This is a genomic window from Orrella daihaiensis, assembly GCF_022811525.1.
GTDB classification, from domain to species: Bacteria; Pseudomonadota; Gammaproteobacteria; order Burkholderiales; family Burkholderiaceae_B; genus Algicoccus; species Algicoccus daihaiensis.
Genome location: NZ_CP063982.1, coordinates 2,474,250 through 2,490,476, shown reverse-complemented (window position 1 = coordinate 2,490,476; position 16,227 = coordinate 2,474,250). Strand labels below are relative to the sequence as shown.

General features: G+C 52.2%; 11 protein-coding genes. 3 read left to right on the top strand and 8 right to left on the bottom strand.

The genetic code is table 11. From position 1 onward, the window contains the following. The first annotated feature begins 43 nt into the window (after positions 1-43). Positions 44-532: an Hcp family type VI secretion system effector gene (locus tag DHf2319_RS11445; RefSeq protein WP_243478486.1), complete on the top strand. Its 489-nt coding sequence runs from the start codon at positions 44-46 to the stop codon at positions 530-532. A gap of 51 nt (positions 533-583) precedes the next feature. On the opposite strand, the gene DHf2319_RS11440 is transcribed toward DHf2319_RS11445, so the two are convergent. The 4 genes from DHf2319_RS11440 to DHf2319_RS11425 form a co-directional block, all read right to left on the bottom strand. Next, entirely contained in the window at positions 584-3,970 is a 3,387-nt protein-coding gene (locus tag DHf2319_RS11440) for a DUF4114 domain-containing protein (protein WP_243478485.1), read from the bottom strand. Between the two features lie 284 nt (positions 3,971-4,254). Then, the gene (locus DHf2319_RS11435) at positions 4,255-4,875 is read right to left on the bottom strand and encodes a MarC family protein (RefSeq protein ID WP_243478484.1); all 621 of its coding nucleotides are present in this window, start codon (positions 4,873-4,875) and stop codon (positions 4,255-4,257) included. A 79-nt stretch (positions 4,876-4,954) separates the two neighbouring features. Then, positions 4,955-5,821 carry a hypothetical protein gene (locus DHf2319_RS11430; RefSeq protein ID WP_243478483.1) on the bottom strand — a complete coding sequence of 289 codons (867 nt, stop codon included), beginning with the start codon at positions 5,819-5,821 and terminating at the stop codon, positions 4,955-4,957. 146 nt (positions 5,822-5,967) lie between these two features. Further along, positions 5,968-7,401 (bottom strand): SLC13 family permease, encoded by a 1,434-nt coding sequence (locus DHf2319_RS11425; RefSeq protein ID WP_243478482.1) that lies wholly within the window; start codon positions 7,399-7,401, stop codon positions 5,968-5,970. A 370-nt stretch (positions 7,402-7,771) separates the two neighbouring features. Between DHf2319_RS11425 and DHf2319_RS11420 the strand changes: the two genes are divergently transcribed. Next, positions 7,772-8,260, top strand: coding sequence for an Hcp family type VI secretion system effector (locus DHf2319_RS11420; protein WP_243478481.1), 489 nt, complete (start codon positions 7,772-7,774; stop codon positions 8,258-8,260). Between the two features lie 73 nt (positions 8,261-8,333). Continuing rightward, positions 8,334-10,358 (top strand): sensor histidine kinase, encoded by a 2,025-nt coding sequence (locus DHf2319_RS11415; protein ID WP_243478480.1) that lies wholly within the window; start codon positions 8,334-8,336, stop codon positions 10,356-10,358. Here DHf2319_RS11415 and DHf2319_RS11410 read toward each other — a convergent pair. Genes DHf2319_RS11410 through tssH form a run of 4 tightly spaced genes read right to left on the bottom strand, consistent with a single transcriptional unit; the run spans position 10,353 to position 16,139 of the window. Further along, positions 10,353-11,033, bottom strand: a complete 681-nt coding sequence (locus tag DHf2319_RS11410) for a response regulator transcription factor (RefSeq protein ID WP_243478479.1) — start codon at positions 11,031-11,033, stop codon at positions 10,353-10,355. The genes DHf2319_RS11415 and DHf2319_RS11410 overlap by 6 nt on opposite strands. 22 nt (positions 11,034-11,055) lie before the next feature. Next, the gene (tssA, locus tag DHf2319_RS11405) at positions 11,056-12,696 is read right to left on the bottom strand and encodes a type VI secretion system protein TssA (RefSeq protein ID WP_243478478.1); all 1,641 of its coding nucleotides are present in this window, start codon (positions 12,694-12,696) and stop codon (positions 11,056-11,058) included. A 14-nt stretch (positions 12,697-12,710) separates the two neighbouring features. Beyond that, positions 12,711-13,502, bottom strand: coding sequence for a hypothetical protein (locus DHf2319_RS11400; protein WP_243478477.1), 792 nt, complete (start codon positions 13,500-13,502; stop codon positions 12,711-12,713). 12 nt (positions 13,503-13,514) lie between these two features. Further along, positions 13,515-16,139, bottom strand: a complete 2,625-nt coding sequence (gene tssH, locus DHf2319_RS11395; RefSeq protein WP_243478476.1) for a type VI secretion system ATPase TssH — start codon at positions 16,137-16,139, stop codon at positions 13,515-13,517. Positions 16,140-16,227 lie beyond the last annotated feature (88 nt).

Below are 16,227 nucleotides of genomic sequence, written 5' to 3'. Positions count from 1 at the left end.
AAGGTAATTAAGTTAAGGCTAAACCATCTTAAGGAGAATGATTATGCCAATGCCAGGATACCTATCAGTGACCGGCCAGACCCAGGGCAATATCGAGGGTGGCTGCACGATTGACGGCCACCAGGGCAAGGTTTTAGTTCAGGCTGTGGACCACACCATCGAGATCCCGAAGTCGATCCAGACGGGGCTACCGACAGGCAAGCGGATTCACGGGGCGATGACAATTACCAAGGTGATCGACAAGGCTTCACCCAAGCTCTTTCAAGCCTTGACCTCAGGCGAGCAGTTAACGAGTGCGAAGCTGGAGTACTACCGGATTTCGCCGCAGGGCAAGGAGGAGTTGTATTACACGGTGGAGATCAAGAATGCGATCATCACCTCGATGCGCAAATTCGTGCCAAACTGCCTTGATCCAGACAATAAGCCGATTGAGCACATGGAAGAAGTAGCGTTTACCTATGAGACCATTGTCGAGACTTTCACGCCAGACGGGATTGAAGCCCAGGATTCCTGGAACGCCCCGAAGGCCTGATTCAGTGAGCTGTAAGTAACGGTAGCCGTTACCATCGGCTACCGGAGATGCTTATACGAAGTCAGAAACAATGATCGAATTCAACGTCACCACCACATCATCAAAATCATAGTCGCCACCGACCAAGTCCTCCACACCGAAGGTGTTGTTGGCAACGCGCACCACGTGACTAGTACCATCGCGCTGAGCACCCGCACCAGAAATAAACAGTTGACTACCCTGATGTGTCTCAACTTGGTAATAGGGAAAAAGTGCGAGATTATTGAGGTTCAGGTCAGCGTTCAGTACAAAACTGGCTGTCATACGAGAAGCTGCCTCGGTTATGTTTGCGATCGAAAACACTGAGTAGTCGCGGATGTTGCTTGGAGAAAGTCCAACATTCTCGAGTTTTACGCCAGAGTTTGGGTCAATCACATAACCTGATTGCAAATCTGCCACAAAAAATCCAAACTCACCGCTGTAGTAGGACTCACTCGCCGCGGTTGCCTCGATGCTGATCTGGTGATCTTGTTTAGGCGAATTCGAAACAGGTTCAACGACCGAGGTGTTCAACGGAATCCCGAGTAGCACGTCTTCTAGGCCATTAACGTAGATCTCATCAATGTAAGTCGATGATACGCCGGTGCTCTGGCTGACGGACAAGTCAGCCAAGATCTCGTCACCTTGAGATAGAGCATACTGGTCTTGGCCGGTTTGAGTGATCGCCAAGGCCACCATCTGTTGCGTGTCGTAGTGAAGCGCAAAAAATTGCATCGTGCCATGGTCGATTGAGTCAGCGAGATTACTGGAGATAGCGCTAGCGTCTAGACCAGTGGGTACACCAGCTGCATCCCCGATGCGCACACCGAAGTGTTCTACGAATGAAACTGGTAGGCCGTGATCGTTGACGACTTGCCCAAAAATGCCAATGGCCGATTCGCTGGGATTTCGAAACGACAGATCGATTTGACTCATGGGGTCGTAGGCTGTTGAGCCCACGGTGATTTCTGGATCAATGGCTAGCGTGATCATGGCTCCTTCAAGTAAACCAGCTTCATCGTGCACACTGACGTAGATCTCATGGATCCCTTGTGGTGCGAGGCTGACATCGCTGATTTCAAGTGTGCCATCCTCCAGTAAGGTGAGCCATGCTCGTGTCTGATCATGTCCTGCGAACCGCACATCGGTATGAAGGCCGGCGTCAGGGTCATGATTTGCAGCATGCACAGAATCTGGGCTAGCAAAAAAATCAGAAGCTTGCAGAATCACCGATCCGTTGACTTCTGACGAACGAATGGCCAGTGCGTGGCTGAGTACTTGGGTTTCCGGGCGGGCATTGAGCTTGATGTTATAGGTGTCCAGCAAATACTGGCGCGTTTGGGCATAGTCTGCACGATCGATGTCAACTGCCTCTATCAGAGCGCCTTGAGTGTCGACTACGTGCACCTCGTCCAAACCGACATCGAAATGGTTGATATAGACGCGGGCGTCAAAGTTCACGTTGACCACTGAGTAGATGGTTCCAAGGTAATGGCCCTCATCATGGTTGGAGTCGCTGTAGAGCATGCGTCCCCCGGTGTCAGCGTGTTGTACCGACGCAGGTAAAAAGGCTTCGGGCCCATAGTCGTGCATGTGATCGTGGTGGGTGTTGATTAGGCCTTCTGCGGCATCAAACCACTGCCCGTCAATATTGACTTGGGTAAGATAAGTGCGGTTAGCTTGTGTGGTGAAATTGGGGGCATCGCTTGTATAGAAAACCTCGATAAAGCGCATGTTTGCTTCATCGAAATGGAAGTCTTCAGCGTGATCATGGCCCTCATCTTCTGGGGCTGACATAAATGCCATCACCGGGGCAAACGCCGCATCGGTAGCATTCCAGTCCCAGCGCGCATTAGGCTGGCTGTAGGTTGAGACAAATAAATCGCGATCAGACTCAACAATGGCAAAGTTGGCAAACTTTTGCAGGCCATCGATGCCATGGTTCTTGAAAATCAGGTTACCCATGCGGTCAAAGTCGTGTCTTACTTGTAGCGCGGCGTACGCTTGTGCGTCTTCAAACAGAACCCGATTCGCGCTTTTGTCGGCAAACCGCCCGTTATCTGCTTTGTCTTTGGATAAGGGGCTCATCCACTGGCCTATGATCTCTCCGGCTAAGCCGCCGTGAGAAAAGCCGCGGTAATACTCTTTGTCGAGAAACCCTGCCCGATCAACCGCTCTAAGTGGCACGCTGTAGTTGGTGTCATAGTAGACTGCCGAATTCACGGCACCGGTCATCAGACCACCTATTTCGCCACCTGATAGCGGGTTGGCAAACGTTTCACCCCAGCCGTCTTGCCGATCATTGACCCACCAGTAAACCGACTTGGGCCCGGTGGCGTAGATGCCAGTCCCAGCAAGTGCAAGCGTTGCGTCGTAATCGGGCCCGCTCATGGCGACCATGACATCGGGTGCGTTATTCAGATAACTACCTGGATTAAGTTGCACTGGTAAATCGAACGAAGCGTCCAGCAAGGTGTCAGGCGTTATCCACTCATTGCGAGTGCCGCGCACCATTTCGATCCAATTCGAGTGTGAATAGAAATCCTGCATGGCGTGAGTAATCTGGCCAAAGCGATAAAGCAAATTCTCCACGCCCGCGTTGGCGCCATCGAATGAGGGACCAACCAAGGCTTTATCGACAAATGGTAGGTTTAGCTTTCGACCAATATCCGTATCGTCAAAGCGCTCAATCCCATTGGTCCAGCGCTTGCGCATAGACTCTAAGCTGCCGCGAACGTTATTGTTATCAAAGTGAGTGCTGCTATCCGTTTGCAGACCGTATGGTGAAAAAACCCCGACCCGCGCGACTCCGACGAAGGCATCTGAATCATTCTGACCAAGCTTGAGTAAATCAAATGCTCGAGCATTGAGCATGGGCAGCTGCGCGCGTGCCCAGTCAATATGCAGCGATGTGTCGAACCATTGAAGATCCGAAGGAATATGTGTACCAGGTAAGATGAATTGATCGCTGTGTTCATCGCTTTGCGTCGTGTGTTCGTGGCGGGCACTAGAAGACAGCACGAGTGCGTGGTCTTGACCCAGTAGTACCTCGGTGAATTGATAAGCAGCTTCAGGATCAACTGTATCGGCGTAGTAGCGGCTGGCAACCGAATGCCCTAACTCATGGGTCAGCACCTCAAGCGCAATCAAGGGATATTGCAAGGCTTCGTGACTGATGAAAATCGTGTCGGTTTCTGAACTGTACGCACCGAGATGACCTTCAAGTTGCGCTTGGCTCAGGACTGAAATTTTGGGTAAAGCTGAGACATTGCCTTGTCCGAGCAGCTCGATGGCAGCCGTAATTTCCTGAACTCGGTCAGCACTTCCAAAACTTGACTCGATTGCTTTGTTAAGTTCGCCTGAACGTGCTCGTCTAGTAATGTCAGTGATCCAAAGGTGAGTCGCGTGATGAGTGGACATAGTTCAGATTTAAATTTGGTATCTATTGAGACTAGTTTAGGGTTTCAACCGGTTCACGTACATTACAGCGCGTTACGTGCAATCGTACTAACGTGAACGCCGTTAGCCTTTACTTAGGCTTGGATGATTGCCAGGCGTTCAGTCAATGTCGGAGTTTGTCGGAACTCGTCGGAAGTAGTTCGAATACGAGTCAATCGCCCCGAAATTGTGATGGGCTAGCGCAACATGCAAGCGCCTGGCCGCTTGGGAGGCTAGACATCGAGGTTGAGCTTGTTCTTCTTGCGCTAGCTCAATCCAAAACTCAACTTGATGGCTGTCACCACACCAGACACGGCAATGCTGCAAATCATCAAGCCAAACACCCGCGTGACGATTTGAATGCCGGCCAGACCCAGATAGCGCATGATGAATCCACTGACCGTAAACGAAACCAAATGAACCAGTAGACAAGCAGCCAGTACCATCGTAGTCCGCAATTGCTCGGCCAGGACTCTCGCATGATTGTCTGACAGCATTACCACCGTCAAAATCGCCCCGGCACCGGCAATGGTGGGCATGGCTAGCGGGTAAATAGATCGCTGTAAGATCGTTGCGTTAGCTGGCAATTTCGCGATCTCCACCTGTAGCCTGCCGGTGACCATATCCAAGCCCAGTAAAAATAGAATCAATGAGCCAGCTAGCTGAAACGATGTGGTGGAGATATCGAGAACCTTGAGGAACTCTAGTCCCAAAAAAATGAACGCAGTCAGGATGCCAAATGCAACCCCGAGCGCCATCAAGGCAACTCTCAAGCGGTCTTGCCAGCCTAGCCCATAACTGACCGCCAGAAATATTGGCACCGTGGCGATCGGATCGAGAATGACCAGTAGCGTAAAAAACTCGTAGGTGAAGTCTGAAGGGAACATAAGTGTTCGGTGATATGCCGTATTGTTTGTTCGGGTGTGGTGTGTTCGCAATTAAACACAACAGTTGCATCAGGTTGCCTCAAGGATACAGACCACCGGTAGACCTTGCCAGCTCCTGATAGACCAATGGTAGCTCGATGCCTCGTTTCTCCGTAGCTGACGCCCTTATCGATACATAGAAATAGGGCACTTGGATTGGCGCAGGAACGCCAGACTCAAGCCCATCGTCAATCCATTGAAGTGCCAATTGCATGGCTAATTTGCCATATACCGATGGGGGGGCGCTGATTGCCAGGCCACCGCCATGCGTAACATAGTTTTCCCGGATGCCAATCGGTAGCGCTCGAGCATTCGTCTCTGTCCATTGAATAATTTCAGAGACGGGCATTAAAACACCGACCTCTTCGGCTTGAAGCATATCGGTGTCAAGCACGAGCAAGACATCGGCATCTTTTGCATCATTCAGAACGAATTCCTGCCACTGCTTATTGGTTTCTACTAGCTTGGTAGGGCCAATGCTGTGATGCTGCCAGTCCGAAGCAAGGAGCCGCTTCATCTCTGCGTTGCCAGTGGCGCTATCTACTCCGATAATGGCGATCCGAAGCGGTTTTGAAGGCTTGAGCTTGGCCAGCAAATCAATAATTGCCTCATGAGGGACTTGTTCCTCTAGGCCAGTTGCTCGAGTGTTGGGGCTATAGCCATAAGTAGCCGGAGTTTCGAGAATGGCCAGATATGCGACAGCGGGACGTGACGTGGGACTAAGCTGACTGGTGACAAGCTTGTTACTTTCATCATCGACAGAAATCAGCAGGTCAGGTTGTGACGCTCGAATTGCTCGCAAAGCAGCAGCCACAGCAACGTTAGGCTGAGTGCCGTCGGTATCAAGGTTCATGTAATGAAAGTCGACAGCCACCGGTAGTTTATTTTGTCGCAGTTGTTCTTGCATCCCGTGCTCAATCTTCTTAGCCCAATCGGAATCCTGGCTGAGTGACTGAAGCACAAGAATCCGGGGCTTTGTCACGCTTATAACAAAAACCCAAGCTAAAAATGACGCAACCGTCAGGGTGATAATCCACTGAAGTGCCCGCGCTCTCATATGAGTTCCATCCATTGCCAAATGGGTATCGCTGCAAAAACACACAGCACACGTGCGAGGTTCATGACATTGTTATGCCGCATAAACCATTTGTGTTCGAAGTCGAGCACGGCATTGGAGTTCCAGGCGGTCAGATAGACTGAACTTTGATAACGAAAGAACCAGATATCACTGAACATGGCTGTTAAAAACAGGCATATCCAGGGACTGTAGCCTTGGGTGATTGTGATTGGCAAAAGGATGATGAAGCTTAGCAACATGCCAGCTGCTACCGGAAAGGCCAGTCGCATGACAACGGTTGTGGCTAGTGTTGCCAAGGTATAGAGCACGAAGCTGCCATCCACAAAGGTATAAAAGCTGCCCATAAAGTTTGACAATTGCTGGTCCAGGCCAAGATAGCTCAGGGTTCGCATCATGCTGTCCATGCTTAGCATGAAAAAAATCATGGGCCAGTCAATCGATTTCTGAAACCCTGCTTTGGTGAAAACACCAGCCAAAAGCAACAGTAAGATTGTCATCCCGGCGATATTGGCGATATTGACAAAGTGAATCCCGGTGGTGAGCGACCCGATGAAGAAAAACAGGAAGGCAATGGCGCCACACTTCTCGTTGTAGCCAGGTTTGCCAAGCGCCTTGAGCTGGGCTCGTACCGTGTCTTTGTCAATTTTGCTGGGCGTTTCGCCGCGAAACATGACCTTGATGCTCGCCAGATGAATCACCACTAAAAAAATGATTGGCAAGGCAGCGGCCATCAGCCAGAATATGCCCAAATATTGATTCTGTAGGTAGGTTGGCAGCATGCTCATGGCGGCTACACTGGCCGACTTGCTGTTGGCTAGCGCAGTAGAAAACAGCATGGCACCACCATAAGTAGCAGCCATTAGGGACGTGATCGCTACCCCTCTTTTGGGTAAGTGCAAGCTCTGCGACATTTCCTTGAATAAAGGCAGCAGCAGAGAGATACGACTGTTGCCTGATGGTGACACAAGTGATAGCAGCAGGCCGCAGAAGACAAGAATGTTTTCTTGCCAGAAAAACCGGTTTGGCAACTTTAGGAGCAGACTCAGCACGACCCGTCGGCTTAGCCCAGACTCTGCTATCACAGACGCTAGCGCAAACACGCCCATGAGGGTCAAGAGGCTCGGTGATGCCATGCCCGCGAGTGCTACAGAAGCAGGCGCCAACCCAAAAAATAGGCCCGCGAACATGCCCATGAGGGGCGGAATGTAATCGTCAACCAGGTTAAACAACCACATCAGAATAACGGTAGCCATGATGGCAGTAAAGAGCGACCCTTGCATCGTCATGCCGAGGTGATGCGCTACCACATAACAAACGGGTGAGAGCACCAAAGTGGCGATCCAACCCCCTATTTCCCAGTTGCTTACCTGTGTTGTCAAATCAATGGATCCCGTTTTGTCGGCACTCATACGTATTGCGTCGCTTTGAACAATAGTTACCCTCGCGGACTTGTGTCCGAAGGGGTGGCAATGTTCATGTTGTTCGAGTTTGGCAGGCTGTGCGCTGACTGTTTATTACATTCCATGACATTTCGCTGGTGGGTGCCTTAAGTGGTGTGTCACGATGACGGGGTGATGACAACACTCAAATACATGTTTGGTTTGCCTAATGTCGTTATTTGTCGCAATTGTTCGGTGCCTGGGCATGGCCATAGCCGTAGATGATTTTTAAGATGGAGCCATGTTGAATCAAGGTTGAATTTCAAGTAAATCCAATTAAAGACAACAAGAAATTAATAAAGGTAATTGATACAAGGCAACCTATCGAAGGAGAACGATCATGCCAATGCCAGGATACCTTTCAGTCACCGGTCAGACCCAAGGTAGTATTGAAGGTGGCTGCACTATCGAGAACCACGAGGGCAAGATTCTTGTCCAGGGTGTAGATCACACCATTGAAATTCCAAAGTCGATCCAGACCGGCCTGCCCACGGGCAAGCGCATTCACCTACCGTTGACCATCTTAAAGACCATCGATAAGTCCTCACCCAAGCTCTTTCAAGCCTTGACCTCAGGTGAGCAGTTGACCAGTGCCAAGCTTGAGTACTACCGCATTTCGCCCCAGGGTAAGGAGGAGCTGTATTACACAGTTGAGATCAAGAATGCGATCATTACCTCCATGAGAAAGTTTGTGCCCAACTGCCTCGATCCTGACAACAAGCCAATTGAGCATATGGAAGAGGTGGCGTTCACTTACGAGACGATCGTAGAAACGTTTACGCCTGATGGCATCGAAGCTCAGGATTCGTGGAACGCACCCAAGTCCTGATCGATAAAGTCTGACGAGGTTCAAGCCTGACTGCATCTGAGCGATGCTGTCAGGCTGTTTTGATGACAGGCCAATGACAAATCGTTATCTATCATTGTTATCGCTCATTTTTGCGTTGCTGTTGCCAGTGTCTTCCACGGCAGCAATTGTCGTCGTGCCCGGCACTTCCACTATTAATCTTGCGCATGAAGTGTCTATCCTGCGCGATGCGCCTACTGCGCTAGATATTGAGACCATCAACACACCGGACTGGCAGTCCCGGTTTGTCAAGCCCAAGGTCAGTGGCACGGCGCTTAATCTTTCGCGAGACGCCGGGGTTCTGTGGCTTCGCATTGAACTGCAAGTCTCTAAAGGGGTGAGCCCAGACTGGGTCCTCGATATCCCTTATGGCAACTTGCGAGACATTGAATGGTTTATTCCTCACCAAGAGGGTTCCGGTTTTGTATCGGCTGCCAAGAAGTCATTGCCATTCTCAAAGTACCGCTATCATGCACAGCCCATCACGCTGCACCCGGGCATTGTTTCGATCTATGCCAGGGTAGTGCCTGATGGCCCAGTGACCTTGCCCTTACAGCTACAGACTGAATCCGCATTTCTTGTCCAGGAAGGCAACCACCTGTTTGCACAGGCGCTGTATTTCGGTTCCTTGGCGGCACTCTTGCTTTACGCTTTATTGTTTGCGTGGTCGGTCAAAGATGCGACCTATCTGATTTTTAGTGCTTACTTGCTCGCCAGTGAATTTGCAATATTCGTCGGTAATGGCCTTGGTCGGGTGTTTTTGTGGCCACACTTAACGCTACCTGAGTTGGTCCTGCAGTCAACGGCATTTGCCTTGGCTGGTGCTTTCTCGCTATGGTTGACCAGTGCGTTTTTGCGGGATGTGAACCTCTCAGGGCTGTTAAAGAAGTCCTTGCGCTGGTTTGCCTGGGCCTATCTGGGTCTGGCGCTTGGGATTGCTGCCAGTGGGATGTTTGACTTTAGGTTCACCGTGCTCGATAGCCTGTTCGCGGTCTTTACGCTCATCAGTTCTGTGGTTGTACTGACAGTACTGTGGATTGCACGTGCGGGCCGGCGCAGTGAGACCTATTTTTTTGCGGCTTGGATGGTGGTTTGGGCAGGTGCCTTAATTGCGTCAACGCGATCGATGGACTGGGTGGCGAGCAATCTCTTTACCCTGTATGTGATGCAAATCGCCACTGGCGTGGCGGCGTTGCTTTTTTCCGTGGCACTATTTGTGCGGGTTCGGCAGCAGTACCAGGCAACGATACTAGCGCAGCAGCAAGCGCTTGCTGCCCGTGCGGCACTCATTGCCACCCTGCAGGATTCAGAGCGCAAGCTCGAAGCGACTGTAGTCGAGCGTACAGCGCAGTTGCAGGCTTCGCTTGATGCTGAGAAGCGCTTGCGCGAGCAGTATGTCCGGTTTGGTGCCATGATCTCGCATGAGTTTCGCAACCCCTTGGGTGTAATCGAAACTCAGACCTCGCTTTTGCAGCGCGAACTGACGGCCGGTATCGACAATTCAGGCAAACGAATCGGTACTGTGAGATCAGCTGCACAGCGCTTGGCGCTTCTGTTTGAGAAATGGTTACAGAGTGATCGCCTGCAAAACGCCACAGACAAGCTGCACACGCAGCCGATCGAGTTTGACGAGTGGTTTGAGGAACTGGTTGCCAAATGCCACGCTTACCACGCCAACCATCGAATCGATTGTTCGTTGAATTCACCTATCGGGGTTGTTGATGCCGATGAGAGATTGTTGCAAATCGCGGTGCTGAACCTGATTGATAACGCTTGTAAATACTCACCGGCTGGGACCACTGTCAGTGTGACTGCTACGCGCGAGGGCAGCAGCCTACGAATTGATGTGACTGATCAAGGCATTGGTATTGCCAAAGAATTGCAAGCAAAGGTGTTTGATGAATACTTCCGGATTGATCCGGATAGCCCGGTGCTGGGCGTCGGACTCGGGTTGCCGTTTGTGCGCAAGATTGTGACGTTGCACGGGGGGTCGGTTGCTGCTAGCGACAACCCAGCAGGTCGGGGAACTCGGTTCACGATTGTCTTGCCCATCAACTCGGATCTACAAACCCATTCATAAACTTGAGATCGGGCTGTTGAAAGAATAGCCCTCACCGTAAACGGTGGTGAGCGGGAATGCTTCAGCAGTGTTTTCTTCCATCTTTTTGCGCAACCGACGAATGGCGATCTCAAGGCGACGAGGGTCATAGGTCATCGGATCGCCACCGAGCGCTTCGATGACATCATCACGGCTGACTGTCATACCGGCTTTTTCAATAAAGCAGGCCATGATGGCCACTTCGCTTTTGGTGAGCGATATCTTGATGCCGCCAGGCGTGGTGACATGCCAGCGTACGGGGTCAAGCACCCAGGCATCGGCTTGGCCCGCTTCACCAAGCTTGCGCTCAAAGCGCCGCAAGATGGCAATCAGTTCATCGGTGATGACGGGCTTGACTAGGTAGTAGTCTGCATCAGCATTCATGCCTTGAATGCGGTCTTCGATTTGCCCTGCTCCGGTGAGCATGATGGCGGGCGTGTTTTCTGTACGACGGTGAATCTTTAGGATTTCAAGCCCATCACCATCGGGTAGATTGCGATCCAGAATCAGAAGGTCACAAGAGTTCGACGCACGCCATGCCTTATAACTTCCGAACGATCCAACACCGTGTGCCTGAAATCCTTCAAGGTTTAGCAAATCACACAGCCCTTCCCGAAAATCAGTCTCGTCTTCCACGATTAGCACTCGCAAAGGCATGGCCAGAAATCCTCTGTTGTGTTTACGACGCCAGTCTGGCGGCTGTTGCAAAGTCCGTGACTGACAGATGCTTAAGTGCTTCTTCCATTTGTGTGCGGGCAAACGTCCTGCGATTGGCATCTATTTCGGTGTTGCTGCTCTCTACCACCTGGCGTGCAGCGCGAACCTTGAGCGACCAGGCTTGGCTTGCAAGTTCGGGCTCCCATTGCTCAAGCGTTAGCCGTTTGCAATCATCAATCAGCGGCTCTACGAGTGCCAGCAGGTCAGCCTGTGGATCTTGGGAAAGCAACATTTGTACTAATTCGATCCGTGCCCGAAATTGCTCACGTTGGCTACGGTTGTTGGCGATATAGCCTTGCAGAATTTCTTGAGCATCGCCTAGTTTCCCTTCAGCCAATTGAGCTTGGGCGTTAGAGCGTACTTCGTCGAAGGTATCTTGATGTCCTTTGCCAGCACGTTCATCGCGACATTGTTTGATCCAATTGATAGTTTCAAGGCTTGCAAATGGCATGCCATTAGAGAATGTGAACTGTTCAATGGTAGGAATACGACTAACAAATGCCAGTAGCATGTCGATGATTCCTTCGCGCATCTTGGCACCAGCCGAACCCATCATCGCAAAGCCGCGTGCCGAGTGATAGTCCATATCGAGCCAGAAAGGGAATGCTCGTACGCGAGACTCACAGAACTCGATCAGGTTTTGTGCATTTTTAGAGCCAGAGACTTTCTCAAAGGCATCTACGATCGCTACCGGTGGTGGGGCAATCGCAGTTTGTCCATTGGTTGCAGGCGGGATCTCAAATATCGCGGCTCGTGCTGCAAAGCGCGACAAGTAAATCGCCAGCGGATGGGCATGGTCAAACGCCAACAGGGCAGGCCCAATTTGAGCGATATAGTCCTGTGCTGGTTTAAGTAACCGTACAACGTCATCGAAACTGTTGATCTCGACTGAGCCGGAAAAACTCGGGGCTTTGATGGCTGTAGCAGATACCGTGGCGGGCGAGGTGGTGGCAGGGGTGGTGTCAACAGTGGCTGCCGTGCTCTGTTGCCCCGAGTCTGGCGTGGCGGGCTCTGCCGGTTCAGTTGCTGGTGAAACCGGCGGTGCAGCAATTGATGTAACTGCGGGTTGCTCGACTGGGATACGCTGCAGATGCGACAAAAGGTTGGCCAATGAAGGTGCTTCGGGGTCTTTTTCTGCCATGAGCGCATCAAGCCTTTTGGCACTTGAGATCATTTTCTCAGCGAGATCAGCACCGATTGCCACATCGGTCTGCTTTTCCAGCCAGTCGGTTACCCGATCGATCCACCACAACATAGCATTGCGTCGGCCACGTAGACGCCCAACCGGCGGGATGCTGGTGTCCCAGAACTTTTCAGAAAGGCCAGCAAAAAGCCCGAGCCCGGCGCTCACGCCCAAGATGGCATGGCGCTGTGTCCAGGCTTCTGACAGCCAGGACGCCACCAGATAGTCCTTGGACTGTAGGGTTAGAAACTCGCAGGCGAGCTGCTCGACACGAACCCAGTTTGGCAAGCTGTCAGCAGTTAGGCTACTGAGCTTGTCGATCTCACGCTCAAGCTCAGTAAAGCGTTCGGATTCCCGTGGTTCTTCTGCGTCACTTCCCTCAGGTAGAGGTTGCAGCAGCGGATCTAGTTCTAATGCCATGGCTACTAGATCACCTATCGCAAACAAAACAGGTCAACATCAGAGACCTCACCATCTGGCAAGGTGCCGATTGCTAGAACGTCTGGTTCACCTTCGAGGCGAACGTAATAGGCATCTTCAGGTGTGAAGGTGTTTTGCAGGGCCCAGGCTTTGAACTTCTGGCCAGCGCTCTCGAACTCGATGCCCTTCATCTCGTACTCGTTGATTGATTTTTCTGGCAGCCTGCCAGCCTCGCCAACCGCATGAAAACTGATATTTGACTCGTTGCCGCCAACACCCACCAGGCACCCGGTCGTCGTCTCTAGGGGCTGGGGCTTGACTTCGAGCCAGACACCGAGCTTTTCCTGCGCATACAGGCCAAACCGTACCGGCCATTTGGGTTTGCGAGGTGCATGCAGGCGTGCCACGGCCTTGGCCTGCCAGCCGGCGCCTTGAACAATTTCAAAGTCGCCTAGAAGGGGGGTACCAGGCAAATCAGTTTGAATCTCCGCCGCTTTGGAGGGATCTGTCAGGATGACCAAACCATCAACGGGTGATTTCATCAGTGTTTGTAAAAACAGACGGAACAGGGCAAGTTCGCGCCGCAGTTCTGGTTTCTGGTAGTCCTCAGGGGTCGCCACAATCAGTATCAGCCTGGCGCCAGCACCAGCGGCTTCCTGGGCGCTGGCAAGCCAGGCCTGCTTTTCTCCAACAGGCCACTTTTGGCCCTTTAAATTCACCCCGTAGCCACGCAACTGCGAGGCAGCCAGTTGGGCTGCCGCATCCGCATCACCGACCCCAATTAACCACGCGCAACGTTCTGCCATGTTATTGCTTCCTTAGCTGAACTGCACTTGGAACTGACCGTCTTCACCCACATCGAGCTTGGCATGTTCGGGCGTATCGGTCCCCGACACGCTGGCTAGCAAGCTATTCGATAGCAACGGCAAAATCGTTCCCTTCAAAATAAAGTCGATATTGCGTGCACCAGTTTCCACTTCGGTACAGCGAGCCGTGATTGCATCAGCGGCCGCCGGCGTGACCTCAAACACAATCTTGTTGTTGCGCAGCATACGCTGGGCGACTTTCTTCAGTTTCAGGTCCACGATCTGGCGTAGCACCGCTTGAGGCAACGTCAGGAACGGAATAATCGTCATGCGCGCAAGCAATGCGGGCTTGAAGTGGTTCGAGAGGATCGGGCGAATCGCTGCAGTAATGGTCTCCGCGCTCGGCATTTCTTCGCCTTGGCAAAGTTCGGTGATGACATCAAGGCCAAGGTTGGAGGTCAGGAACATCACGGTGTTTCTGAAGTTGATCTCGCGTCCTTCGCCGTCAGACAAAACGCCCTTGTCAAATACCTGATAGAACAGATTCACCACATCCAAGTGGGCTTTCTCGACTTCGTCAAGCAACACGACGGAGTAGGGACGCTGGCGCACGGCTTCGGTCAAGACGCCACCCTCACCGTACCCAACATAGCCGGGGGGCGAGCCCACCAGACGGCTAACGGTGTGTTTTTCCTGGAACTCGCTCATGTTGATCGATACCAGGGATTGTTCACCGCCAAACATCACGTCAGCGACAGTTAGAGCAGTCTCGGTTTTGCCTGTGCCTGATGGGCCAACAAGCAGGAAGATACCCATGGGTTGATCCGGGTCACGCAGCCCCGATCGAGCTGACTTCATGACTTCAGCGATCATTTGCATCGCATCGTCTTGGCCCTTGATGCGTTCCTTCAGCGTATCTTCCATGACTAGTGCCGATGCTGCCTGATCGCGCATCATCTTGCCTAGCGGTACTCCAGTGCGGTCTGAAACCACTTTAGCGATGGTGTCTGGTGAGACATCGATAAAGACCATTTTCTGGTTGGCTTGCAGGACTTCTAGCTCTTTTTCAGCTGTTTCGAGGACTTTCTCTGTTTCAGTAGCCAGCTCCATGTTCGCTTGCGCACGTGCAGCAGCCAACGCCAGACGCTGATCGAGCACGTGATTGGCTGCTTGCAGTTGAGTTTCAAACTCGGCGCGCAGCTTTTCGAGTTCCTCTTCAACGCTGGCGATTTCGGTATCGATCTCAATCAGGCGTTTTTCATCGACAGCTATGCGATTGTCTTTGTCGCGTAAAAGCCCGCGCTTTTCACGGTCGAGCATCTGCTGGCGACGCTCGCGATCTTCGATGAAGTCAGGTTTTGATGACAAATTGACCTTGATCCGCGCGCACGCCGTGTCAAGCAGATCGATTGCCTTGTCTGGTAACTGGCGACCGGTTATGTAACGGTCAGAGAGCTCAGCTGCCGCATGCAGGGCATCGTCACGAATGATGACGCGGTGTACTTCCTCATATTTGTCTTTCAGGCCGCGCAGAATCTGAACTGCCATGCTCACGCTCGGCTCATCGAGCTTCACGAGTTCAAAGCGACGCGCTAGTGCAGGATCTTTTTCGAAATACTTTTTGTATTCGCTCCAGGTCGTTGCGGCAATTGTGCGCAACTCACCACGTGCGAGCGCAGGTTTCAACAGGTTAGCCGCATCATTGGTGCCAGCTGAGCCACCTGCGCCAATCAGCGTGTGTGCTTCGTCGATAAAAAGCAGGATTGGGGTGGGCGAGGCCTTGATTTCCGTGATCACACCGCGCAGGCGATTTTCAAACTCACCTTTAACCCCGGCTCCAGCTTCCAGCGCTCCCATATCCAAGCCAAGAATAGTCACACCCTTTAGGACTTCAGGTACATCATCTTCGACCACACGCAGGGCTAAACCTTCAACCACAGCGGTCTTGCCCACGCCGGGGTCACCGACACAGATGGGGTTGTTTTTTCGGCGTCTGGCCAGAATGTCCACCATCTGCCGGATCTCGGCGTCACGGCCAAACACCGGGTCGATCTTGCCGGCTTTGGCCTTGGCGGTGAAGTCCTCACAAAACCGTGCGATGGCCGAACCGCTAGCGGGTCCTGCAGCGGCACCGCCCACACCACCTGCCGAAGTTGCCGCAGCTTCGGTTGATGAACTCGCAATCACGGCGAGCGCATCCATCACGCGGTTTTTATCGAGGTCCTTCAGTAGATTGGTGTAAACACCGCCTGAGTAAAACGAGGCACGCGCGACAAACGCCGCTAACAGCGCACCCGACCGGATTGACTGCTCGAACAACTCAACTGAGGCAATCAACCACGCATCAGCAAACAGTTCAGGTAGAAGCCCGGAGAACTGTGGCCGGCCGCTGTTACCGGTCTTGAAGCCCTCAAGGGTTTGCTCTAGTGCCCTTGCCAGTCTGCCCGGATCCATGTCGAGTTGCTTTAGAACCAGCTGAAGATCACCTCTGGGGTCTTCAAGTAACTTGGCCAGCATGTGTTCGACCGTGATCTCGTAGTGCATACGCGAGAGGCACGTGCCTGCAGCGTTTTCCAGGGCGTCGCGACACGCAGGGTTCAGTCGGTCAACGAGGCCTTTGAATTCGACGACTTGCATGGAGTTCACCTTTTTAAAATGGCTCAGGACATATCCTGTGAGTATTCGCCTGCTTTGCTTTCTGTGTTTTTGTCTACGTGTGTTATTA

Excerpts from the sequence above, each read along its gene's own strand:
- DHf2319_RS11400 (WP_243478477.1), bottom strand. The coding sequence starts at position 13,502 with ATGGCAGAACGTTGCGCGTGGTTAATTGGGGTCGGTGATGCGGATGCG.
- DHf2319_RS11440 (WP_243478485.1), bottom strand. The coding sequence starts at position 3,970 with ATGTCCACTCATCACGCGACTCACCTTTGGATCACTGACATTACTAGA.
- DHf2319_RS11425 (WP_243478482.1), bottom strand. The coding sequence starts at position 7,401 with ATGAGTGCCGACAAAACGGGATCCATTGATTTGACAACACAGGTAAGC.
- tssH (WP_243478476.1), bottom strand. The coding sequence starts at position 16,139 with ATGCAAGTCGTCGAATTCAAAGGCCTCGTTGACCGACTGAACCCTGCG.
- tssA (WP_243478478.1), bottom strand. The coding sequence starts at position 12,696 with ATGGCATTAGAACTAGATCCGCTGCTGCAACCTCTACCTGAGGGAAGT.
- DHf2319_RS11430 (WP_243478483.1), bottom strand. The coding sequence starts at position 5,821 with ATGCAAGAACAACTGCGACAAAATAAACTACCGGTGGCTGTCGACTTT.
- DHf2319_RS11435 (WP_243478484.1), bottom strand. The coding sequence starts at position 4,875 with ATGTTCCCTTCAGACTTCACCTACGAGTTTTTTACGCTACTGGTCATT.
- DHf2319_RS11420 (WP_243478481.1), top strand. The coding sequence starts at position 7,772 with ATGCCAATGCCAGGATACCTTTCAGTCACCGGTCAGACCCAAGGTAGT.
- DHf2319_RS11415 (WP_243478480.1), top strand. The coding sequence starts at position 8,334 with ATGACAAATCGTTATCTATCATTGTTATCGCTCATTTTTGCGTTGCTG.
- DHf2319_RS11410 (WP_243478479.1), bottom strand. The coding sequence starts at position 11,033 with ATGCCTTTGCGAGTGCTAATCGTGGAAGACGAGACTGATTTTCGGGAA.
- DHf2319_RS11445 (WP_243478486.1), top strand. The coding sequence starts at position 44 with ATGCCAATGCCAGGATACCTATCAGTGACCGGCCAGACCCAGGGCAAT.